The sequence below is a fragment of the Streptomyces anandii JCM 4720 genome (assembly GCF_014650655.1).
GTDB classification, from domain to species: domain Bacteria; phylum Actinomycetota; class Actinomycetes; order Streptomycetales; family Streptomycetaceae; genus Streptomyces; species Streptomyces anandii.
In genome coordinates, this window is the sequence record NZ_BMVJ01000001.1 from 80,327 (window position 1) to 100,865 (window position 20,539).

Sequence of the window (20,539 nt, forward strand, 5' to 3'; positions counted from 1 at the left end):
CTGGAGCGCGACCTTGCCGGCCGCCTTCATCGCCGGACCGCCGGAATTGATCAGTTGGGAGACCTGGACGCGGTTGTCCGTCTCGCGCGCCGTGTACTGGCCGTCCGAGAGGAACTTCGCCACGTCCTCGGGCGACCCCTTGAGCGCGGCCTTGCCCGCGTCCTGCACGCCGGGGCCGCCGAAGTTGATGACCCTCGACGCCTCCACGCGCTGGTCCTGCTCCAGCGGGGCCTTCCAGCCGCCGCGCAGGAACGCCGTCACGTCGTCCGGGTTCTGCGACGCGAGCGCGTTCTTCGCCGCCTCCCGCACCGCCGGGCCGCCCGCGTTGATGATCCTGCTGACGTCGACCCGGTCGTCGACCGCTTGGAGCGCGGGCTGGTCGTGGAGGAACGCGCGGATGTCGTCGTCACCGCCGAGCAGGGCCCGCTCGGCGGCTTCCTTGACGCCGCTGCCGCCGTCACGCCAGTACTCGACGACGAGGTCCCGGTCCGGGGGAAGGGAGTCCGAGTCCCCGTCCACCGCCCGCGCCGGCGAGGCCCCGAGGAGCCCGGCCGTCAGCGCGAGCGGCAGCAGTGCGGTGGTCGCGCCGCGCAAAGAGAGCAACAAGGTGCGGGGTCGGGTCCGTGTGCACTGTGCGTCCCCGCCGTGCGGCGCCCGTGCGGGGCGCCAACGCTTTCTCATACGAAGTCCTTCTGTGCCTGATGGCTTCACGACCTCGGCTCGGCTTGCGCCTGTGCGCCTGCAATTCGCTGGTCGGGCGAAGAAAGTCAGGGACAGAAGCCACAACTAGGTTGAATCGTGAAGGAGTTGAGGGGGGTACTTCACGATCACCTTACATATGCTTCACTGTTGCGACGCAACGGAAATGATCAAGCATGTCAGTGACCGGAAGGACTCGTGGTGGCCTCTCGCACCGGAAGGACCCTTGTAGTTGGAGCTGTGGCGGCCGCCATGAGTTCCGTGGGTTTTGTCACATTGGCGTCGGCCGTGGGCGGTTCGCCTGCCGACCCCACCGGGCCCGGTGACGCCCACATGCCGTCCGCGGTCGAGACGTTCGACTATCCCGGGGCGGCGAAGATCCAGGCGGAGCGCGGGATCACCCTGAAGCGCGGCGACGGGCACATCATGCTCACGGACTGCGCCACGGCCTTCGACATCAAGGTCGAGTCCCGCACCGCCGACACGTACCACTGCTTCAAAGTCAGCGGCAAACAGGGGTACTTGACGATGGAACTCCCAGACGCCTACGGCATCTGGACCCAGGACCACCCGGTCCGCGCAACGCTCACCACGGACGGCAAGCAGACCGTCGTCAACGCCGCCAGGAACGACTACACGCCGGTCGGCGAGGCGGGCGACGCCAGCAAGCGGTCCGTCCTCGTGGAGTTGCGCGTCACCGGCTGACCGTCCCGCCGGGCTCGAAGCACGTACAACCCCTCACATCCGCAAGGAACTTCATGCTCAGCATTCGTCCGCGTACCGCGCGGACCGGCGGTCTGGCCGCCGCCGTGACGCTCGCCGCCCTCACCCTGTCGGCAGCCCCCGCGACCGCCGTGTCCGGCCCACCGGCCCCCGGCGCGACCGCCGCCGCCTCCGCCACCGCCCGCCTCACCATCGGCGACATCGGCGACACCGGCATGGGACAACGCGGCTGCTCGGCCGTCCTGGTCGACCCGCAATGGCTGCTGACCGCCGCCAGTTGCTTCACCGACGCCCCCGGACAGCCCCTGGCCCCCGGCGCGCCCAAGCTGAAGACCACCGCCACCCTCGGCGGCACCACCCAGCAGGTGACCGACCTCCAGCCCCGTACCGACCGCGACGTGGTGATGGCCCGGCTCGCCAAGCCCGTCACCGGCATCACCCCCATGTCCCTCGCCGCCACCGCGCCCGCCGCCGGCGACGAGGTCCAGGCCGCCGGATACGGCCGCACCCACGACGAGTGGGTCCCCGACCAGGTCCACACCGCCGCCTTCACCCTCCAGAGCACCGACGCCACCACCCTGACCCTGGCCGGCAAGGCCGACGGCCAGGCAATCTGCAAGGGCGACACCGGCGGCCCCACCCTGACCGCCACCGGCGGCCGCACCAGCGTCGTCGGCATCAACAGCCTCTCCTGGCAAGGCGGTTGCCTGGGTACCGACCCGGCCGAGACGCGCACGGGCGCCGTCGCCGCCCGCGTCGACGACCTCGCCGCCTGGGTGCGGCAGATCGCCTACGGCCCCGCCTTCGCCGCCGCGCCCTGGAAGCACGCGGTACACATGAGCTCCGGCTACTACACCGGCGGCAGCGCGGGCGGCACACGCCACATGGACCTGATCGTCGTCTGGGACGACGGCGAGGTCACCCTCTACCAGGGCGGCGAGACCGCAGACCCCGCCCACCCCTTCGCCGCCGAACACCAGCTCGCGCCCCGCAAGAGCATCTGGGCCAAGGCCCTGGACGTCACCGGCGTCACCACCGGCAGCGGCGGTGACGGACTCGTCGTGCGCTGGATCGACGGCGAGATGACCCAGTACGCCACCGTCGACCCCAAGGGCTTCCACGGCGAGAAGCAGCTCGCCCCCGCCAAGAGCCCCGCCTGGCGCGACGACGCCCGCCTGATCGCCGCCGGCCGCTACACCTTCGCCGGCCACCGCGACGACCTCCTCGTCGTCTGGAAGGACGGCCACGTGTCCCTCTACACCGACCTGGCCGCGAACGGCCTGAAGAAGCAGACCCAGTTCGTCACCAAGAACAGCACCTGGCCGTACGCCGACCAGCTCACCACCGGCTCCTTCACCGGCAAGAGCACCGACGACCTCCTCGTACGCTGGCGCGACGGCGAGACCACCGTCTACCCCGGCCTGACCATCGGCAAGGCCCTGCCCGGCGAGATCAAGATCCGGCCCGCCAAGTCCAACTGGGCCGACGCCACCGTCGTCACCGCCGGCGCCTTCACCGCCGGAACCACCGCCGACGACGTCCTCGTCCGCTGGGCCGACGGACACGTCTCCCTCTTCCCCGCCGTCGACGCCAAGGGCCTCCACGCCGAAGTCCGTCTCACGCCCGCGAGCTGACTGTAGGGTCGCGCCCATGACGGGGCGGCTCGGACCACTGTGGGATGTGCGGGACGCGGGTGTGCTGCGGTTGCCCTCCGGGCGGCTGGTGCGGGGGCGCGGGCTGAGGCGGGCGCTCGAGCCCGGGGCGCCGGCGCCTTCGTACGGGGTCTACCTCCTCGGCAAGCAGCCTCCCGCCGTCACCTGGGAGTCCCGGTGGCTGCGCTGGCCCGACTTCCGGTTGCCCGTGGACCGTGAGGAGGCCCGTTCCGTGCTCCTGGAGGTGTGGGAGCGGGCCGCCTCCGAGCGGGTCGAGGTCGCCTGCGGGGGCGGGCGGGGGCGCACCGGTACCGCGCTGGCCTGTCTCGCCGTGCTGGACGGGGTGCCCCCGGGGGACGCGGTCGCCTATGTGCGTGAGCACTACGACGCCCGAGCCGTGGAGACGCCCTGGCAGAAGCGGTACGTGCGGGAGTTCCGTCCCACCGGGACTCCCCGCTAATTCACTGGGCCCCGCGCGGCGCGCTGCCTACCATGTACGCATGACCTGGCGACATTGATCCCGCATTCCTGCCGCGCCCGGCACCCGGCGGTTGGCCGCGGTGCTGTGCTGCTACGCCTTCCTCGGCGACTTCATCCTGCTCTACCCGGTGTACGCGCTGCTGTTCAGCGACGCCGGGCTGTCGTCCTGGGAGATCTCCTCCCTCTTCGCCCTCTGGTCGGCCACCGGTGTGGTCCTCGAAGTGCCCTCCGGCGCCTGGGCCGACGCCGTGTCCCGGCGGCTGCTGCTGGCCCTCGGCCCGCTGCTCACCGCCGCCGGGTTCGCTCTATGGGTGCTCCTGCCCTCCTACGGGGCCTTCGCGCTCGGCTTCCTCCTGTGGGGCGCCGGCGGAGCGCTCGGCTCCGGTGCGCTGGAGGCTCTCGTCCACGACGAGCTCGGTCGCCTCGGTGCGGCGGAGCGATACGCCCATGTCATGGGGCGTGTCCGCGCGGCCGGGCTGGTGGGGGTGGTGGCCGCCATGGGCCTCGCCGGTCCCGTCTTCTCCCTCGGCGGCTATCCCGCCGTCGGCGCGGGCAGCGTGCTCGTCTGCCTGCTGGCCGCCGTCACCGCCACCCGGCTGCCCGAGGGGCGAACTCCCGCCCCGGACGGGGAGAGTTGGGTTGTCACCCTACGGGCCGGGCTCGCCCAGGTCCGCGCCGAGCGGTCCGTGCGCGGTGCCCTCCTGCTGGTCCCGGCCGTGGGCGCCGTGTGGGGCGCGCTCGACGAGTACACCCCGCTCCTCGTGCGCGGCACGGGCGTATCCGACGGCACCGTGCCCTACCTGCTGCTGCTGATCTGGGCCGGGGCCACGACCGGCGGCCTGCTGTCCGGCCCCTGCGCCCGCCTCGGCCGCACCGGCCTCGCCGCGCTGCTTTCGGGTGCCGCGCTCGCGCTCGCCCTGGGCGCCGCGCTGCGGACACCGGCCGGGCTCGTCCTCGTCGCCCTCGCCTTCGGCGGCTTCCAGCTCGCCACGGTGCTCGCCGACGCACGGCTCCAGGCCCGCATCGACGACGCGCGCCGGGCCACCCTGACCTCGGTCGCGAGCCTCGGCACCGACCTGTCGACGGTGGCGGTGTACGCCGCGTACGCCGCCGTCAGCTCCGCCAGTTCGGACGCCACCGCCTTCGTATGGGCCGCGCTGCCCTACCTCGTGACCGCGCTGTTCGTACGGGCCCGGGGCTAGAGCCCCGCCGCCCCCACGGCCCCCACGAACTCGGCCCAGGCCGAGCCCCCGATCACCAGTACGTTCCCGTCCGGCACTTTGCTGTCCCGGACGGGGATGACGTGGGGGACTCCTTGGGCGACCTCAACGCAGTCGCCGCCGTTGCCGTCGCTGTAGCTGCTCTTGTGCCAGCGAGCGTGAGTCAGGTCGTACTCGCGCATGGTCTGAAGTCCTCCGCCGCCGATTCGACCAGGGCCAGGGACGCCTCCGGCGACAGCGCGGCGGCCCTGATCTGATCGTATGCCGAGCGGGCACGCTTGACCACGGCCGGATCGTCCAGCAGGTTCCCCGAATACACGGCTTCTGTATAGGCCGTTGGCGGAGCGTCTTCGAACCCCATCAGCTTCAGGGAACCGGTCATGATGGGGTACGGCCCCGCCGTGTAGGGCAGCACCTGAGCCACCAGGGTTCGCTGCCGTGCCAGCCGCGCGACGTGTTCCAACTGCTCCGCCATGGCACCCGGTCCGCCCACCGGGATGCGCAGCACGTTCTCGTGCAGCACCACCCAGTACAGGGGGCGCGTGGCGTCCTTGAGGATACGGGCGCGTTCAAGACGGCCGGAGACCTTCTCCTCGATGTACTCGTCCGCCGCGAACGGGTTCATCGCCACGGTGACCGCCCACGCGTACGCCCGCGTCTGCAGCAGTCCTGGCACCAACGCGGGCGCGAACTCGTGGATTTCAGTCGCCAGCGTTTCGAGCTCCGCCGCCTTGGCGAAATAATCCGCGTACCGCGGATCGTCGATCAGCTTTCTGCACAGCCGCTCGAAAATACCGTCGGTTTGCAGTACCTCGTCGATTCGCTGGGCCACGTCCAACTGCGGTTTCCTGATCGCCTGTTCGAACTGGCCGATGTAACCGCCCGAGACGAAGACCCGCGCACCCAGCTCGACCTGCGTGAGCGCCGCGTCCTCGCGCCGTCGCTTGAGTTCCGCGCCGAAGAACTCCCACGCCGCCTGGCGTGAACCGTTGGCCATTGCCAACCCCCTTTTGCTGCCCCGCCGTTGTGGGCCGGAAACCCTTCCGACTTTAGACGCGGAACGTCACCGTGGGGATGTGAAGAGTGAAAAGAAAGGAAGGAAGCGAACCGTGGCAACACCGAACCCGGTCCACTCGGCGGGATGCGTGGCAGAGGCCGAGGAAACCCTCACGGAATTGCGGGCCGCGCTCGAAAAGGCCGGCATCACCTTGCCCTCGCTGCGGCTCGACCCGGCGGGGCTCGCCCGTGAGGCGCCCTGCCCGCTGGTGGAGCTGGGGCGCTGCTCCGTGGCGACGGCGGCCCGGCTCGCCGCGGTGCTGCGGTGAACGCGGTCGCGCGGCCGCCGGTCGGTTCGTACGCCGTGGACACCGGGACCGGCCGCGTCGGGGTCGTCATGGGGCACGAGGGGCCGTACGTGCAGTTACGGCCCCTCGGCGGAGGCCGCGAGTGGGACTGCGCACCGGACGCGCTGCGCGCGGCGACCCCGGCGGAGCGGCTGCGCGCCGCGACGGCGTACGCCAACGCCCGCAGCCGCGGCGAGGTGCCGTGACGCGGTCGTGCCGGGCCGGCCGGGGGCGCGGGTGTCAGGCCAGCGCGGTCGCGGCCACCCCGGCGGCCTCGGCGACCAGCGCGTCGTCGTACGGCGCGTCCGGGGCGGGCCCGGTGGTGAGCACCGCCAGGACCAGGGGGGTGCCGTCCTCGGTCCACGCGACGCCGACGTCGTTGGCGGTCCCGTAGGAACCGGAGCCGGTCTTGTCGGCGATGGTCCAGGACTTGGGCAGGCCGGTGTGGAAGCGCTTGGCGCTGGTGGTGTTGCCCAGCAGCCAGTGGGTGAGCAGGGCGCGGTCGCGGCGGCCGAGCGCGTCGCCGAGGACGAGGCGGCCGTAGGTGCGGCCGATGGCGCACGGGCTGGTGGTGTCCGTGCGCCGCCACGGCTCGGCGGAGTTGAGCTCCGTCTCCCAGCGGTCCAGGCGGGTGACCCGGTCGCCGAGCGAGCGGGCGAAGCGGGTGACGGCCGTCGGGCCGCCCAGTTCGCGCAGGAGCAGATTGCCCGCGGTGTTGTCGCTGTAGCGGATGGCCACGTCGGCGAGTTCGGCGACGGTCATGCCCTCCGCCAGATGGGCCCTGGTGTGGTCCGAGCCGTCGACCATGTCGGCCTCGGTGTAGTGGATCCGCCGGGAGAGGACCTCGCCGTGGTGGTCCAGGTCGCGCAGGACGGCACCGGCCGCGAGGGTCTTGAAGACCGAGCAGATGGGGAAGCGCTCGTCGGCGCGGTGCCGGACGGTGCGGCGGGTGACGGGGTTGTGGGCGTAGACGCCGAGGCGGACGCCGTGTCGTTCCTCCAGGGCCCGCAGCCGGGCTTGTGGGCTGCCGTCGGGGGAGGGGGACGCGGCGGACGCGGGTGGCACGGCGGCCGATGCGCCGAGGAGGGCGAGGCCGGCCGCGGTCATCACGCGGCGGCGGGTCGGGAGGTTCCTGGCCGTGGTCCGGATGGCGTTCTCCTTTGGTCGGCCGGGCCGGGTGCCCGGTCCGGTCGGTACGGTCGGTCCGGTCGGTACGTGAGAAACGATCTCCGCATGATGTGACGACGGACCGGCTCGCCGGGGTTGCGCCACTCGGGGGCCGGGTCCGCCGCGCGGTGGGCGAGAATGGACCCCATGAGTCTGTTCCGCGACGACGGCATCGTGCTGCGCACCCAGAAGCTGGGTGAGGCGGACCGGATCATCACGCTGCTCACGCGCGGGCACGGGCGGGTGCGGGCGGTGGCGCGCGGGGTGCGGCGGACCAAGTCGAAGTTCGGGGCGCGGCTGGAGCCGTTCTCGCACGTGGACGTGCAGTTCTTCGCGCGGGGCAGTGAGCTTGTGGGGCGCGGGCTGCCGCTGTGCACGCAGAGCGAGACCATCGCGCCGTACGGCGGGGGCATCGTCAGCGACTACGCCCGCTACACCGCGGGCACGGCCATGCTGGAGACCGCGGAGCGGTTCACCGACCACGAGGGCGAGCCGGCGGTGCAGCAGTACCTGCTGCTGGTGGGCGCGCTGCGCACCCTCGCGCGGGGGGAGCACGCGCCGCATCTGGTGCTGGACGCGTTCCTGCTGCGCTCGCTCGCGGTGAACGGGTACGCGCCGAGCTTCGGCGACTGCGCGCGGTGCGGGATGCCGGGGCCCAACCGCTTCTTCTCGGTGGCGTCCGGCGGCTCGGTCTGCGCCGACTGCCGGGTGCCCGGCAGTGTCGTACCCTCGCCGCAGACGCTCGTACTGCTCGGCGCGCTGCTCACGGGGGACTGGGAGACCGCGGACGCGTGCGAGCCGCGGTATGTGCGGGAGGGGAGCGGGCTGGTGTCCGCCTACCTGCACTGGCACCTGGAGCGCGGGCTGCGCTCGCTCAGGTACGTGGAGAAGCAGTAGCAACTGCTCTGGAACACTCAGGGAGACGAGGAGCACATGGCCGTACGCGGGATCCTGGGGCGCCGGCGACGCGAGTACCGGGCGCCCGAGCCGCACCCGTCGGGCGCGCGTCCGCCGAAGCTGCCGGGGGAGCTCGTTCCCGAGCACGTGGCGATCGTCATGGACGGCAACGGCCGCTGGGCCAAGGAGCGGGGGCTGCCGCGCACCGAGGGGCACAAGGTGGGCGCCGAGCGGGTGCTGGACGTGTTGCAGGGCGCGGTCGAGATCGGTGTGCGGAACATCTCGCTGTACGCCTTCTCCACGGAGAACTGGAAGCGGTCGCCGGACGAGGTGCGCTTCCTGATGAACTTCAACCGCGACTTCATCCGCAAGACGCGGGACCAGCTGGACGAGCTGGGGATCCGGGTGCGGTGGGTGGGGCGGATGCCCCGGCTGTGGAAGTCGGTCGCCAAGGAGCTGCAGATCGCCCAGGAGCAGACGAAGGACAACGACCGGCTGACGCTGTACTTCTGCATGAACTACGGCGGGCGGGCGGAGCTCGCGGACGCGGCGAAGGCGATGGCGGAGGACGTGCGGGCGGGGCGGCTGGATCCGTCCAAGGTCAGCGAGAAGACGATCCAGAAGTACCTGTACTACCCGGACATGCCGGATGTGGACCTGTTCCTGCGGCCGAGCGGTGAGCAGCGCACGTCCAACTACCTGCTCTGGCAGAGCGCGTACGCGGAGATGGTCTTCCAGGACGTCCTGTGGCCGGACTTCGACCGCCGCGACCTGTGGCGTGCCTGCCTCGAATTCGCCTCCCGCGACCGCCGCTTCGGCGGTGCCATCCCCAACGAGGAGCTCTTGGCCATGGAGGGCCGGTCGGAGGAGGGCTGACCCGGCGGCGGCCGGCGCGCAGGCTTTTCTCGCCCCCGCCGCCCCTACCCGTCCCGCCCCAGGGGCTCCGCCCCTTCAACCCCACCGGGGTGCCCGGGGTCTGACCCTTCGGGTCGGGGGAGGGCCAGGCTGCGGCCGGACACGAGGGGCTCCGCCCCTCCGGCCCCGCCGGAGGCTCCGCCCCCTGGACCCCCGAGGATGGCGACCCTCCGGTCCCGGGGGTGCCGGGCTGCCGCCCGGTCGTGAGGGGCCCTGCCCCTTCGAACCACGCCGGGGCTGCGCCCCTTCAACCCCGCCGGGGGCTCCGCCGCCCGGACTCCCGGGGGTGACTGACCTTCCGGCCCGGGGGTGCCGGGCTGCCGCCCGGTCGTGAGGGGCCCTGCCCCTTCGAGCCCCGTCAGGGGCTGCGCCCCTTCAACCTCGCCGGGGGCTCCGTCCCCTGGACCCCCGGGGGTGACTGACCTTCCGGCCCGGGGGTGCCGGGCTGCCGCCCGGTCGTGAGGGGCCCTGCCCCTTCGAGCCCCGTCAGGGGCTGCGCCCCTTCAACCCCGCCGGGGGCTCCGCCCCCTGGACCCCCGGGGATGGCGACCCTCCGGTCCCGGGGGTGCCGCGCTGCCGCCGGTCGTGAGGGGCCCTGCCCCTTCGAGCCCCGTCAGGGGCTGCGCCCCTCAACCTCGCCGGGGGCTGTGGCCCCCGGGGCCTCCGGGGTGGGGAGGGTTGCGGCCTGGATGTGAGGGGCTTCGCTTCTCCGGTCCTGCCGGGGGCTCCGCCTTCTGGGCCCCGGGAGGCGGGCTGGGCCCTGCGGCTAGGGGGCTGTGCCTCTCCGGTCCTGCCGGGGGCTGTGCCCCTCGGCCCCGGCGGCAGGGGACTGTCTCCCGCTAGTTGCCGGAGGCTTCCGCGCAGTCCTTGCAGGTGCCGAAGATCTCCACCGTGTGGGCCACGTTCACGTAGCCGTGTTCGGCGGCGATCGCCTCCGCCCACTTCTCGACCGCGGGACCCTCGACCTCCACCGCCTTGCCGCAGACGCGGCAGACCAGGTGGTGGTGGTGTTCGCCGGTGGAGCAGCGGCGATAGACGGACTCGCCCTCGGAGGTGCGCAGGACGTCGACCTCGCCGGCGTCGGCGAGGGACTGCAGGGTGCGGTAGACCGTGGTGAGGCCCACCGAGTCGCCCTTGTGCTTGAGCATGTCGTGGAGTTCCTGCGCGCTGCGGAACTCGTCGACCTCGTCGAGGGCCGCCGCGACAGCGGCGCGCTGCCGGGTGGCGCGGCCCTTCACGGGCGGTCCTGCGGTCGTCACCGGTTGCCTCCTCCGCCGTCCGGCATCTGCCGGGGCCATTGTGCCAGCCCGCGTCGCACGCGGTCAGACGCCGGCCGCTCCGTCCGCCGCACGCGTGGCCGGAATCGCGCACTCCGCCGGATCCCCGGCGGGCGGCGCCGCGGCGAGCGCCCGGGCGCGGCGCCGGGCCAGCGGGGCGGCGAGCGCGGTGAGCACGACGAACGCGGCGATGGTGAGCAGCACGATGGTCGCCCCGGGCGGCACGTCCTGGTAGTACGAGGTGACCGTGCCGCCGAGCGTGACGCCCACCCCGATGGCGACCGCGATCGCGAGGGTCGTCGCGAAGCTGCGCCCGAGCTGCTGGGCCGCCGCCACCGGCACCACCATCAGCGCGGAGACCAGCAGCAGACCCACCACCCGCATCGCGACCGTCACGGTCACCGCCGCCGTGACCGCGGTCAGCAGGTTCAGCGCGCGCACGGGCAGGCCCGTCACCCGGGCGAACTCCTCGTCCTGCCCGACCGCGAAGAGCTGCCGGTGCAGCCCGAGGGTGACCAGGACGACGAACGCGGCCAGCAGACAGATCGCCGTGACGTCGGAGGGCGCCACCGTCGAGAGCGAGCCGAAGAGGTACGAGGTCAGGTTGGCGTTGGAGCCGCCGGGGGCGAGGTTGATGAACATGACGCCGCCCGCCATACCGCCGTAGAAGAGCATCGCCAGGGCGATGTCGCCGCGGGTGCGGCCGTACCAGCGGATCAGTTCCATCAGCACGGCGCCCACGACGGACAGCAGCGTCGCCATCCACACGGGCGAGGTGCCCAGCAGGAAGCCGAGGCCGACGCCCGTCATCGCCACGTGGCCGATGCCGTCGCCCATCAGGGCCTGGCGGCGCTGGACGAGGTGGATGCCGACGGCGGGCGCGGTGACGCCGACCAGGACGGCGGCGAGCAGGGCCCGCTGCATGAAGGCGTAGTCGAGGAGTTCCATCAGTTCAGCAGTCCAAGTCCGGTGCGGATCGGGCCGGCGCCCGCGGCGTCGTCGTGCGGGTGTACGTGGTCGTGGCCGGGCTGGGGGCACCCCCTGCTCGAAGACGAAGTCGAAAGCTTGGGGGAGTGCTGACCGACCGCCTTCGGCGGCGGGCCGTCGTGGAGCACGCAGCCGTCGCGCAGCACGACCGCCCGGTCGATCAGCGGCTCCAGCGGGCCGAGTTCGTGCAGCACCAGCAGCACCGTCGTACCGGCCGAGACCTGTTCCTCCAGGGTCCGCGCCAGCACCTGCTGACTGGCCAGGTCCACGCCGGCCATCGGCTCGTCCATGATCAGCAGTTCGGGTTCGGCGGCCAGCGCGCGGGCGATCAGCACCCTCTGGTGCTGGCCGCCGGACAGGGCCTGCACGGAGTCCTTCGCCCGGTCCGCCATGCCGACCAGCTCCAGGGCACGGCGTACGGCCGCGTGGTCGGCCCGGCGGAACAGGCCGAAGCGGGTGCGCGAGAGCCGGCCCGAGGCGACGGTCTCGGTGACCGTCGCCGTCACGCCGCCCGCGGCGGTGGTGCGCTGCGGCACGTAGCCGACGCGCGCCCAGTCGCGAAAGGCCCGGCGCGGGGTGCCGAAGAGCTCGATCACGCCGGCCGTCACCGGCACCTGGCCGATGACGGTCCGTACGGCCGTCGACTTGCCGGAGCCGTTCGCGCCGAGCAGGGCGACCACCTCGCCGCGCCGCACGGTGAGGTCGATGCCGCGCAGGACCGGGCGGGGGCCCAGGTCCGCGCGCACGCCCCGCATGGCGATGACCGGCCCCTCGGCCGTCGTGCCCTGTTCGTCCATGGTGTTCTCCCCGTCGGTCACTTGGCGCCCAGCGCCTTGCGCAGGGCCTGGAGGTTGGAGTCCATGACCTGGAGGTAGTCCGTGCCGCGGGACTTGGCTGTGATGCCCTCGAGCGGGTCGAGGACGTCCGTCCGCAGTCCGGCGTCGCCGGCGACGGTCCGCGCCGTCCTGTCGCTGACGAGCGTCTCGTAGAAGACGGTCGTCACGCCGTCGGCCTTCGCCATGCGTTCCAGGTCGCGCACCCGCGCCGCGCTGGGCTCGGACTCCGGGTCGAGGCCGTTGAGGGCCTCCTCGGTCAGCCCGTAGCGCTCGGCGAGGTAGCCGAAGGCGGCGTGCGTGGTGATGAAGACCTTGTTCCTGGTGTTCCGCAGTCCGGTCTCGTACCGGGTGTTCAGCGCGTCGAGCTCCCCGACCAGGGCGGCGGTGTTCTTCCGGTAGTCCGCCGCGTGCGCCGGGTCGCCCTTCTCGAAGGCCTTGCCGACGCCCTCGGCGATCTGCGCGTAGCGCACCGGGTCGAGCCATACGTGCGGGTCCTTGCCGCCGCTCTCCTCGCCCGGGTGGGCGTCGTGGGCGGCCGCGTGGCCGCCGACCTCGTTGCCGTGCTCCTCCAGGGTGGTCAGGGAGGCAGCGTCGATCCTGGTGCCGATCCCGGACTGGGCGACCGCCTCGTCGACGGACGGCTGCAGCCCCTTGAGGTAGAGGACGGCGTCGGACTGCTCCAGGCGCGCGGTCTGCCGGGCGCTGATCTCCAGGTCGTGCGGCTCCTGGCCGGGCTGGGTGAGACTGGTGACGTGGACGTGGCTCCCGCCGATCCGCTCGGCGAGGAAGGCCATCGGATAGAAGGACGCGACGACGTCGTACTTCCCCGTGCCGGCCGCCGCCGCGCTGTCGCCGGAGCAGGCGGTGAGCGTGCCGAGGCCGAGTGCCGTGACGGCCGTCAGGGCCACTGCGGATATGTGCTGTCGTCGTACGTTCATGACAGTCATTTTCATCAAACATGGAAACCGTTGTCAATAAGCGTCCCGACCGGCACCGATTTGATTGAGAGGGAGCCCCCGCCGGTACCCTGAAGCATTCGCTCTGAAGCGTCTCGCTTCGTCGAAGCGCAGCCGTCGCTTCGTCGCCCGTCGTCGTAATGAAGAGAGCACCGTGGCCGCCGACAAGATCGACACCATCGTCAGCCTGAGCAAGCGCCGTGGCTTCGTATTCCCCTGCAGTGAGATCTACGGCGGCCAGCGCGCCGCCTGGGACTACGGGCCCCTCGGTGTCGAGCTCAAGGAGAACCTCAAGCGCCAGTGGTGGCGCTACATGGTGACGTCCCGCGAGGACGTGGTCGGCATCGACTCGTCCGTGATCCTGGCCCCCGAGGTCTGGGTCGCCTCCGGACACGTCGCCACCTTCACCGACCCGCTGACCGAGTGCACCTCCTGCCACAAGCGGTTCCGCGCGGACCACCTGGAGGAGGCCTACGAGGCCAAGCACGGCCGCGTCCCGGAGAACGGCCTCGCGGACGTCAACTGCCCCAACTGCGGCAACAAGGGCCAGTTCACCGAGCCCAAGCAGTTCTCGGGTCTGCTCTCCACCCACCTCGGTCCCACCCAGGACTCCGGCTCGGTCGCCTACCTGCGCCCCGAGACCGCCCAGGGCATCTTCACCAACTTCGCCCAGGTGCAGACCACCTCGCGCCGCAAGCCGCCGTTCGGCATCGCCCAGATGGGCAAGTCGTTCCGCAACGAGATCACGCCCGGCAACTTCATCTTCCGCACCCGCGAGTTCGAGCAGATGGAGATGGAGTTCTTCGTCAAGCCGGGCGAGGACGAGAAGTGGCACGAGTACTGGATGGAGCAGCGCTGGAACTGGTACACCGGCCTTGGCCTCCGTGAGGAGAACATGCGCTGGTACGAGCACCCCAAGGAGAAGCTCTCCCACTACTCCAAGCGCACCGCCGACATCGAGTACCGCTTCCAGTTCGGCGGCAGCGAGTGGGGCGAGCTCGAGGGCGTCGCCAACCGCACCGACTACGACCTGTCCTCCCACGCCAAGGCCTCGGGCCAGGACCTCTCCTACTTCGACCAGGAGGCCGGCGAGCGCTGGACGCCGTTCGTCATCGAGCCCGCGGCCGGTGTCGGCCGGGCGATGCTCGCCTTCCTGCTCGACGCCTACGTCGAGGACGAGGCGCCCAACGCCAAGGGCAAGATGGAGAAGCGCACCGTGCTGCGCCTCGACCACCGCCTGGCCCCGGTGAAGGTCGCGGTGCTCCCGCTGTCCCGCAACCCGGAGCTGTCGCCCAAGGCCAAGGGCCTGGCGCAGACCCTGCGGCAGAACTGGAACATCGAGTTCGACGACGCCGGCGCCATCGGCCGCCGCTACCGCCGCCAGGACGAGATCGGCACGCCGTACTGCGTGACGGTCGACTTCGACACCCTGGACGACAACGCGGTGACCGTCCGCGAGCGCGACTCGATGAAGCAGGAGCGCGTCTCCCTGGACCAGATCGAGGGCTACCTGGCCGGCCGCCTCGTCGGCTGCTGACCCGCCCCGCCGCTTCGACGCCGTACGGCCGCCGGATCACTTCTCCGGCGGCCGTACGGCGTTCTTGGCGTTCTCAACGGCCTTGGAGTGCCTTCACGTTGTCGCCGAAGGTCCAGTTCTTCGAGCCGTCCCAGTTGAGCGACCAGGTCATCAGGCCCTTGAGCGCCGTGCCGTAGTGCCGCCAGGCCTGGGAGACCAGGGACGGCGCCATGTAGCCGCCGCCCGCGCCCGGCTGGGCGGGCAGGCCCGGTACCTGCTTGTCGTACGGCACCCGGATCGTCGTGCCCTGGACCACCAGGCCCTTGTTCAGGCAGTCGGTCTGGGCGGTGAAGCCCTCCACCGTGCCGGCCGAGTAGGAGTCGCCGGAACAGCCGTACATGCTGCCGTTGTAGTACTGCATGTCGAGCCACCACAGGCGGCCGTTGTCGGCGTACCTCTTGATGACGGGCAGATAGGCGCCCCAGATGGAGCCGTAGACGATGCTGCCGCCGGTGACGTAGGCGGTCTCCGGAGCCATCGTCAGACCGAAGCCCGAGGGCATCCGCGCGAGGATGCCGTCGATGATGCGGATCAGGTTGGCCTGGGACGCGGACAGCTGGGAGATGCTGCCGCTGCCCACCAGGCCCGTCTCGATGTCGATGTCGATGCCGTCGAAGTTGTACTTCTGCAGGATCGGAACGATCGTCGCCACGAACCGGTCCGCCACGGCCTGCGAACTCAGGTCGATGCCGGCCGCCGCGCCGCCGATGGACAGCAGGATCGTCTGCCCCGACGCCTTGGCCGCGCACATCTCGGCGGGCGTGGGCACCTTCACCCCCGTGTCCATGCCGTCCTCCCACAGGGCCGTTCCGTCGGAGCGGATGACCGGGAAGGCCGCGTCGACCACGTTGTATCCGTGCGCGGCGATACGGGGGTCGGTGATCGGGGTCCAGCCGAAGGGCGGGTGGACGCCGTTGGCGGAGCCGTCCCAGTTCTCCCAGTAGCCCTGGAGCACCTTGCCGGCGGGGCGGGACTTCACGGCGCAGGTGTCGGCGGCGGGCGCGGGGGCGGAGGCCGAGGCGGTGGCCGTGAGGGCGAGTGGGGCGAGGAGTGCCGTGGCGAGCGTGGCGGTGAGCGGTCTCAGGGCGCGGCGGAGCATGGGTGGCCTCCCGGTGGGGTCGGTGAGGTGTCTGAGGCATGGCGGTGTCGTGGGCATGACCATGTCGTAGGCATGACAGTGCTCTGGTCCAGACCTTTCGTCATGGACCGCGGGTGGGTGCGAGTGGTGAATGACAAGTGACGGATGACAGATATTGAAATCTGTCATCCGTCATGCCATGCTCGACACATGACGATGCGAACCACATCCCTCGGAACCACCGGCCCCCAGGTCTCCGCCCTCGGCCTCGGCTGCATGGGCATGTCCGCGCTGTACGGCGAGACGGACCGGGCCGAGTCCATCGCGACCGTGCACGCGGCGCTGGACGCGGGCGTCACCCTGCTGGACACCGGCGACTTCTACGCCATGGGGCACAACGAGATGCTGGTCGGCGAGGCCCTGCGCACCGCCCCGGCCGCCGCCCGCGACAAGGCGCTGGTCAGCGTGAAGTTCGGCGCGCTGCGCGACCCGGACGGCAACTGGACGGGGTACGACGGCCGTCCGGCCGCCGTGAAGAACTTCGCCGCCTACTCCCTCCAGCGCCTCGGTGTGGACCACATCGACGTCTACCGGATCGCCCGCCTCGACCCGGACGTCCCCATCGAGGAGACCGTCGGCGCGATCGCCGAGCTGATAGAGAAGGGTCACGTCCGGCACGTCGGCCTGAGCGAGGTCGGCGCCGACACCGTCCGCCGGGCCGCCGCCACCGCGCCCGTCGCCGACCTCCAGATCGAGTACTCGCTGATCTCGCGCGGCATCGAGCGGGAGATCCTGCCCGCCACCCGCGAGCTCGGCATCGCCGTCACCGCGTACGGAGTGCTCTCGCGCGGCCTGATCTCCGGGCACTTCACCCGCGACCGGCAGCTCGCCCCCACCGACTTCCGGGCGTTCTCGCCCCGTTTCCAGGGCGAGAACCTCCAGCACAACCTGAACCTGGTCGAGGCGCTGCGCGAGGTCGCCGACGGCAAGGGCGTGAGCGTCGCGCAGATCGCCATCGCCTGGGTGCTCTCGCGCGGCGAGGACATCGTGCCGCTGATCGGCGCCCGCAGTCGCGAGCGGCTGGAGGAGGCGCTGGGCGCGCTGGACGTCACGCTCGACGCGGCCGACCTCGCCGCGATCGAGGAGGCCGTGCCGGCGGGCGCGGCCGCGGGCGAGCGCTACCCGCAGGCGCAGATGGCACACCTGGACAGCGAGCGCCGACGGGCGTGACAGGTACCTTCTAGGCATGTCACCCACCACCGAGACCCTGACCGCCGAGCGCATCCTCGAGGCGACCGAGGAGGTGCTGCGCCGGCACGGGCCGGCGAAGGCCACCGTGGTGGACGTGGCCCGCGCGCTGGGCGTCAGCCACGGCAGCGTCTACCGCCACTTCCGCACCAAGGCGGCGCTGCGCGAGGCGGTGACCAAGCGGTGGCTGGACCGCACGTCCGAGGCGCTGGCCGGTATAGCCGCCGACGAGGGGCGCGACCCGGAGGCGCGGCTGCGCGACTGGCTGCGGGCGCTGTTCGAGGCCAAGCGCCGCAAGGCGGGTCACGACCCCGAGCTGTTCGCCACGTACTCGGTCCTCGTCGGTGAGAGCGGCACGGTGGTCGAGGAGCACCTCGCCGAGCTGACCGCCCAGCTGACCGGGATCGTCGAGGCGGGCGTCGCCGCGGGCAGCCTCGCCGCCGCCGACCCCGCCGCCACGGCAGGGGCCCTCTTCCACGCGACCGGCCGCTTCCACGACCCGTGCTACGCGGGGGAGTGGAAGCGGCCGGAGATCGAGGGGGAGCTCGAGGCCGTCCTCGATCTCATGCTGCGCGGACTGCGGGCGCCCGTCAGGTGATCTTCAGGGTGACCGGCTGGGAGTGCACGGCGCCGTTGGAGCTCGCCACCCGGACGACCTGGGTGCCCTTGTTGGTGAACTTGCGGACCACCGTGAAGGTGTTGCCCTTCTTGACCACGGTGGTCGTGCGCAGCGTGTTCCACTTGCCGTTGACCTTGTGCTGGAGGACCAGCGTGCTGCCGACCTTCAGGCCGACGGTGCGGCCGGTGAACGTCGCCGTCTGACCGGCCTTGAAGGTGGTGCGGTTCACCTTGACGGCGATCGACCGCATCGCCGTCATGCTGGGCTTCGAGGTCGGCATGGCCGTGTGCGTCATGCTCGGGGTGGGCTTGGGTGCGGTGACGGCGTAGGCGCCGGCCGACCCGGCGGCCAGCAGGGCGGCGGACAGGGTGCCGGTGGCCAGCGTGCGGACACAGCGGCTGTGGAGGGTGGACTTCATGGCGGACTCCCGCTCCTCTCGACGGACTGCCCCCCTCTTCGCGATCACGGCCCGGGGGCCGTCGCGCTCCTCCAAGGTCGCCCGAGGCTACGGCGGCGGCCACCCGGGAAGGGTTGCACTCTGGGTAGAACAAGCCCAACTGACGGTGAAAGCCGCAGGTCAGTGGCGGTTATTGTGCTTACTTTTTTCTTACCTTTGGTGCCGTGTGCGCACACCGCGCCGACCGCGCTCCGGGCGTCAGCCGATCGTGCGCGGCAGGCGCAGGCTGAGCAGGCCGGTCAGGACCACGCCCGCCAGCTGGACGAGGAGCGTCACGACCAGCGCGTCCCGCATGCCCAGGCCCGGCACCAGGGACAGGAACAGCGTCCCCAGGGTGGCCACGCCCAGTGCGAGGGACGACTGTTGGGTGGTGACCATGACCCCGCTGCCCACGCCCGCGCGGGCGGCCGGGACCTCGGAGAGCACGATCCGGAAGATCACGGGGAGCTGGAGCGCCTGCCCGGCGCCCGCGACCGCCGCACCCGGCAGCAGCTCGACCAGGCCGAGGTGCGGCCAGGACCGCCAGACGGCCAGCGCCAGCAGGCCCACGCCCACCGTCTGGACCAGCGCGCCCGCCGTCACCACGCGCGTGCCGTAGCGGGCGACCAGCCGGGGACCGGCCAGCGAGACGAAGAAGAAGACCACCGCCATCGGTGCCAGCGCCAGACCCGCCGGGACCGGGCCGAGCCCGGCGCCGCGCTGCAGCGCCACCGCGATCACGAACATGAAGCCGCTGAACCCGATCGAGAACGGCATGATCAGCAGCAGGCCGCGCCGCAGCGACACCAGCCGGAACAGGCTCGGCGGCACCAGCGGCGTACGCCCGAGCCGGTCGGCCCCGCGCTCCACCGCCCAGAACGCGCCCGCCACCAGCGGGAACGCGGCCATCGACAGCCATGTCCACAGCGGCCAGTGCGCCGCGCGGCCCTCGGTGAGCGGGACCAGCAGCGCCAGCAGGGCCGCCGCCAGCAGCACCGTGCCGGGGCCGTCGACCGGCTCCGGGTGCTGCGAGCGGGTCTCGGGCACCGCGCGGGCGGCCAGCAGCAGACCGGCGATCACCACCGGTACGTTGACCAGGAACACCGAACGCCAGCCCGTGCCCCAGACGTCCGCCGCGACCAGCACGCCGCCGAGGATCTGCCCGGCCACCATGGACAGGCCGGCCGTCGCGCCGTACAGGCCCATCGCGCGGGCCCGGCGGGGGCCGGAGGTGGCGGCCTGGATGGTGGCCAGCACCTGCGGAAGCATCGCGGCGGCGGACGCGCCCTGCGCCACGCGCGCCGCGACCAGCGTCCAGGCGCCGGGCGCGAGCCCGCAGGCCAGCGAGGTCAGGCCGAAGGCGGCCATGCCGCCGAGGAAGAACCGGCGCCGGCCGAACAGGTCGCCGAGCCGGCCGCCGAGGACGAGCAGCACGGCGTACGCCACTCCGTAGCCGGCGACGACGAGTTCGAGGACGGCCTCGCTCGCGTGCAGGTCCCCGCCGATCGTGGGCAGGGCGACGTTGACGATGAAGAAGTCGATCAGGGGCAGTGCCGCGGCCAGCAGCACCGTGAACAGCCCGAGCCCGCCGAGCGCGGGCGGCGCCGCGGAGCCGGGGCGGACGATGCGTGAGGAGATGGTTTCGGTGGTCACGCCTTCGAGCCTGAGGCCGGGCTCAGACTGGTACCAGAGTGTCCTTGTCCTGGTAGCGGAAGTACCTGGAAACAGGGTGAGGGGGGAGGCAAGCTGGAACCATGACGACCATGGCACGTGAAACGGCGGTGCGGGAAGCGACCGTGGGGCAGGCGCGGCCCTCGCGGATCCGCGAGGCCGAGATCCGCAGGCACGAGCTGGCCGCCTTCCTGCGCCACCGCCGCGAGCACATCGCCCCCGAGCGGGTCGGGCTGCCGCGCGGCCGCCGGCGCCGCACCCCGGGCCTGCGCCGCGAGGAGGTCGCGCAGCTCTCCGCGGTCGGCGTCACCTGGTACACCTGGCTCGAGCAGGCCCGCGACATCCAGGTGTCCGTGCAGGTCCTGGACGCCCTCGCGCGCACCCTGCTGCTCGACCCCGGCGAGCGCGCCCACCTCTTCCAGCTGGCCGGCGCCACCGACCCGGCCCCGACGAGCGTGTGCCCCTCGGTGACACCCGCGCTGCGGGCGGTCCTGGAGCAACTGGAGCCGTACCCGGCCTGCCTGCAGAACAGCAGGTACGACATCCTCGCCCACAACCGCACCTACGGCCTGCTCTTCTGCGACCTCGACGCGGTGCCCGTCGAGGACCGCAACCTCATGATCCTCGCGTACACCAACGAGGAGTGGCGCTCCTCGATCGTGCACCTGGAGGACGCGCTGCGGCACATGGCCGCCCGCTTCCGCTCCGCGATGGCCGGTCACCTCGCCGAGCCCGCCTGGAAGACCCTGCTCAAGCGGC

General features: G+C 72.0%; 23 protein-coding genes. 12 read left to right on the top strand and 11 right to left on the bottom strand.

Annotated features, from left to right (window positions below):
• Positions 1-606, bottom strand: a 606-nt coding sequence (locus IE249_RS00360; protein ID WP_189702747.1) for an ALF repeat-containing protein, incomplete at its 3' end; no start/stop codon positions are given.
• A 381-nt stretch (positions 607-987) separates the two neighbouring features.
• Between IE249_RS00360 and IE249_RS00365 the strand changes: the two genes are divergently transcribed.
• From IE249_RS00365 to IE249_RS00380, 4 genes are all read left to right on the top strand, one after another.
• A complete protein-coding gene (locus IE249_RS00365; protein WP_229857124.1) occupies positions 988-1,404 on the top strand; it encodes a hypothetical protein in 417 nt (138 codons plus the stop codon).
• A 53-nt stretch (positions 1,405-1,457) separates the two neighbouring features.
• Positions 1,458-3,056 (top strand): S1 family peptidase, encoded by a 1,599-nt coding sequence (locus tag IE249_RS00370; protein WP_189702748.1) that lies wholly within the window; start codon positions 1,458-1,460, stop codon positions 3,054-3,056.
• Between the two features lie 16 nt (positions 3,057-3,072).
• Positions 3,073-3,534 (top strand): protein-tyrosine phosphatase family protein, encoded by a 462-nt coding sequence (locus IE249_RS00375; RefSeq protein ID WP_189702749.1) that lies wholly within the window; start codon positions 3,073-3,075, stop codon positions 3,532-3,534.
• Between the two features lie 91 nt (positions 3,535-3,625).
• A complete protein-coding gene (locus IE249_RS00380; protein WP_229857125.1) occupies positions 3,626-4,756 on the top strand; it encodes an MFS transporter in 1,131 nt (376 codons plus the stop codon).
• Here IE249_RS00380 and IE249_RS00385 read toward each other — a convergent pair.
• Together IE249_RS00385 and IE249_RS00390 are read right to left on the bottom strand one after the other, a co-directional pair.
• Positions 4,753-4,956, bottom strand: coding sequence for a DUF397 domain-containing protein (locus IE249_RS00385; protein WP_189702750.1), 204 nt, complete (start codon positions 4,954-4,956; stop codon positions 4,753-4,755). The two genes, IE249_RS00380 and IE249_RS00385, sit on opposite strands and share 4 nt — an antisense overlap.
• Positions 4,938-5,771 carry a helix-turn-helix domain-containing protein gene (locus IE249_RS00390; RefSeq protein WP_189702751.1) on the bottom strand — a complete coding sequence of 278 codons (834 nt, stop codon included), beginning with the start codon at positions 5,769-5,771 and terminating at the stop codon, positions 4,938-4,940. Before IE249_RS00390 ends, IE249_RS00385 begins: the two co-directional genes overlap by 19 nt.
• Positions 5,772-5,883: 112 nt before the next feature.
• Between IE249_RS00390 and IE249_RS00395 the strand changes: the two genes are divergently transcribed.
• The gene (locus IE249_RS00395) at positions 5,884-6,099 is read left to right on the top strand and encodes a hypothetical protein (RefSeq protein ID WP_229857126.1); all 216 of its coding nucleotides are present in this window, start codon (positions 5,884-5,886) and stop codon (positions 6,097-6,099) included.
• Positions 6,096-6,323, top strand: coding sequence for a hypothetical protein (locus IE249_RS00400; RefSeq protein WP_189702752.1), 228 nt, complete (start codon positions 6,096-6,098; stop codon positions 6,321-6,323). The genes IE249_RS00395 and IE249_RS00400 overlap by 4 nt, the downstream gene beginning before the upstream one ends.
• A 34-nt stretch (positions 6,324-6,357) precedes the next feature.
• Here IE249_RS00400 and bla read toward each other — a convergent pair whose 3' ends face one another.
• The gene (gene bla / locus IE249_RS00405) at positions 6,358-7,224 is read right to left on the bottom strand and encodes a class A beta-lactamase (protein WP_189703193.1); all 867 of its coding nucleotides are present in this window, start codon (positions 7,222-7,224) and stop codon (positions 6,358-6,360) included.
• Between the two features lie 207 nt (positions 7,225-7,431).
• On the opposite strand from bla, the gene recO reads away from it, so the two are divergent.
• Positions 7,432-8,181 carry a DNA repair protein RecO gene (recO, locus tag IE249_RS00410; RefSeq protein ID WP_189702753.1) on the top strand — a complete coding sequence of 250 codons (750 nt, stop codon included), beginning with the start codon at positions 7,432-7,434 and terminating at the stop codon, positions 8,179-8,181.
• A 36-nt stretch (positions 8,182-8,217) separates the two neighbouring features.
• Positions 8,218-9,057, top strand: coding sequence for an isoprenyl transferase (locus IE249_RS00415; RefSeq protein ID WP_189702754.1), 840 nt, complete (start codon positions 8,218-8,220; stop codon positions 9,055-9,057).
• A gap of 878 nt (positions 9,058-9,935) precedes the next feature.
• Here IE249_RS00415 and IE249_RS00420 read toward each other — a convergent pair.
• The 4 genes from IE249_RS00420 to IE249_RS00435 form a co-directional block, all read right to left on the bottom strand.
• Positions 9,936-10,355: a Fur family transcriptional regulator gene (locus IE249_RS00420; protein ID WP_189702755.1), complete on the bottom strand. Its 420-nt coding sequence runs from the start codon at positions 10,353-10,355 to the stop codon at positions 9,936-9,938.
• 63 nt (positions 10,356-10,418) lie between these two features.
• Positions 10,419-11,321: a metal ABC transporter permease gene (locus IE249_RS00425; protein WP_189702756.1), complete on the bottom strand. Its 903-nt coding sequence runs from the start codon at positions 11,319-11,321 to the stop codon at positions 10,419-10,421.
• Positions 11,321-12,157: a metal ABC transporter ATP-binding protein gene (locus tag IE249_RS00430; protein ID WP_189703194.1), complete on the bottom strand. Its 837-nt coding sequence runs from the start codon at positions 12,155-12,157 to the stop codon at positions 11,321-11,323. Before IE249_RS00430 ends, IE249_RS00425 begins: the two co-directional genes overlap by 1 nt.
• A 17-nt stretch (positions 12,158-12,174) precedes the next feature.
• The gene (locus IE249_RS00435; protein WP_189702757.1) at positions 12,175-13,134 is read right to left on the bottom strand and encodes a metal ABC transporter substrate-binding protein; all 960 of its coding nucleotides are present in this window, start codon (positions 13,132-13,134) and stop codon (positions 12,175-12,177) included.
• 172 nt (positions 13,135-13,306) lie between these two features.
• On the opposite strand from IE249_RS00435, the gene IE249_RS00440 reads away from it, so the two are divergent.
• Positions 13,307-14,689, top strand: a complete 1,383-nt coding sequence (locus IE249_RS00440; RefSeq protein WP_189702758.1) for a glycine--tRNA ligase — start codon at positions 13,307-13,309, stop codon at positions 14,687-14,689.
• Positions 14,690-14,762: 73 nt separating this feature from the next.
• Here the strand turns inward: IE249_RS00440 and IE249_RS00445 are convergent, their stop codons facing one another.
• Positions 14,763-15,827, bottom strand: a complete 1,065-nt coding sequence (locus IE249_RS00445) for a chitinase (protein ID WP_189702759.1) — start codon at positions 15,825-15,827, stop codon at positions 14,763-14,765.
• Positions 15,828-16,016: 189 nt separating this feature from the next.
• Here IE249_RS00445 and IE249_RS00450 point away from each other — a divergent pair, with 189 nt between their 5' ends.
• Both IE249_RS00450 and IE249_RS00455 read left to right on the top strand, forming a co-directional pair.
• Positions 16,017-17,036, top strand: a complete 1,020-nt coding sequence (locus IE249_RS00450) for an aldo/keto reductase (protein ID WP_373304314.1) — start codon at positions 16,017-16,019, stop codon at positions 17,034-17,036.
• A 16-nt stretch (positions 17,037-17,052) separates the two neighbouring features.
• Positions 17,053-17,652, top strand: a complete 600-nt coding sequence (locus tag IE249_RS00455) for a TetR/AcrR family transcriptional regulator (RefSeq protein ID WP_189702760.1) — start codon at positions 17,053-17,055, stop codon at positions 17,650-17,652.
• Here the strand turns inward: IE249_RS00455 and IE249_RS00460 are convergent.
• Positions 17,645-18,091: a hypothetical protein gene (locus tag IE249_RS00460; RefSeq protein ID WP_189702761.1), complete on the bottom strand. Its 447-nt coding sequence runs from the start codon at positions 18,089-18,091 to the stop codon at positions 17,645-17,647. The genes IE249_RS00455 and IE249_RS00460 overlap by 8 nt on opposite strands.
• 237 nt (positions 18,092-18,328) lie before the next feature.
• On the bottom strand, positions 18,329-19,762 hold the full coding sequence (locus IE249_RS00465; protein ID WP_189702762.1) for an MFS transporter: 1,434 nt from the start codon (positions 19,760-19,762) through the stop codon (positions 18,329-18,331).
• Positions 19,763-19,863: 101 nt separating this feature from the next.
• Here IE249_RS00465 and IE249_RS00470 point away from each other — a divergent pair.
• A partial coding sequence (locus IE249_RS00470) for a helix-turn-helix transcriptional regulator (RefSeq protein WP_229857127.1) occupies positions 19,864-20,539 on the top strand: 676 nt, incomplete at its 3' end.

Bases quoted from the DNA above. Each gene is read 5' to 3' on its own strand.
- IE249_RS00370 (WP_189702748.1), top strand. From the start codon at position 1,458: ATGCTCAGCATTCGTCCGCGTACCGCGCGGACCGGCGGTCTGGCCGCC.
- IE249_RS00375 (WP_189702749.1), top strand. From the start codon at position 3,073: ATGACGGGGCGGCTCGGACCACTGTGGGATGTGCGGGACGCGGGTGTG.
- IE249_RS00385 (WP_189702750.1), bottom strand. From the start codon at position 4,956: ATGCGCGAGTACGACCTGACTCACGCTCGCTGGCACAAGAGCAGCTAC.
- IE249_RS00390 (WP_189702751.1), bottom strand. From the start codon at position 5,771: ATGGCCAACGGTTCACGCCAGGCGGCGTGGGAGTTCTTCGGCGCGGAA.
- bla (WP_189703193.1), bottom strand. From the start codon at position 7,224: ATGACCGCGGCCGGCCTCGCCCTCCTCGGCGCATCGGCCGCCGTGCCA.
- recO (WP_189702753.1), top strand. From the start codon at position 7,432: ATGAGTCTGTTCCGCGACGACGGCATCGTGCTGCGCACCCAGAAGCTG.
- IE249_RS00415 (WP_189702754.1), top strand. From the start codon at position 8,218: ATGGCCGTACGCGGGATCCTGGGGCGCCGGCGACGCGAGTACCGGGCG.
- IE249_RS00425 (WP_189702756.1), bottom strand. From the start codon at position 11,321: ATGGAACTCCTCGACTACGCCTTCATGCAGCGGGCCCTGCTCGCCGCC.
- IE249_RS00430 (WP_189703194.1), bottom strand. From the start codon at position 12,157: ATGGACGAACAGGGCACGACGGCCGAGGGGCCGGTCATCGCCATGCGG.
- IE249_RS00435 (WP_189702757.1), bottom strand. From the start codon at position 13,134: ATGAACGTACGACGACAGCACATATCCGCAGTGGCCCTGACGGCCGTC.
- IE249_RS00445 (WP_189702759.1), bottom strand. From the start codon at position 15,827: ATGCTCCGCCGCGCCCTGAGACCGCTCACCGCCACGCTCGCCACGGCA.
- IE249_RS00450 (WP_373304314.1), top strand. From the start codon at position 16,017: ATGACGATGCGAACCACATCCCTCGGAACCACCGGCCCCCAGGTCTCC.
- IE249_RS00455 (WP_189702760.1), top strand. From the start codon at position 17,053: ATGTCACCCACCACCGAGACCCTGACCGCCGAGCGCATCCTCGAGGCG.
- IE249_RS00460 (WP_189702761.1), bottom strand. From the start codon at position 18,091: ATGAAGTCCACCCTCCACAGCCGCTGTGTCCGCACGCTGGCCACCGGC.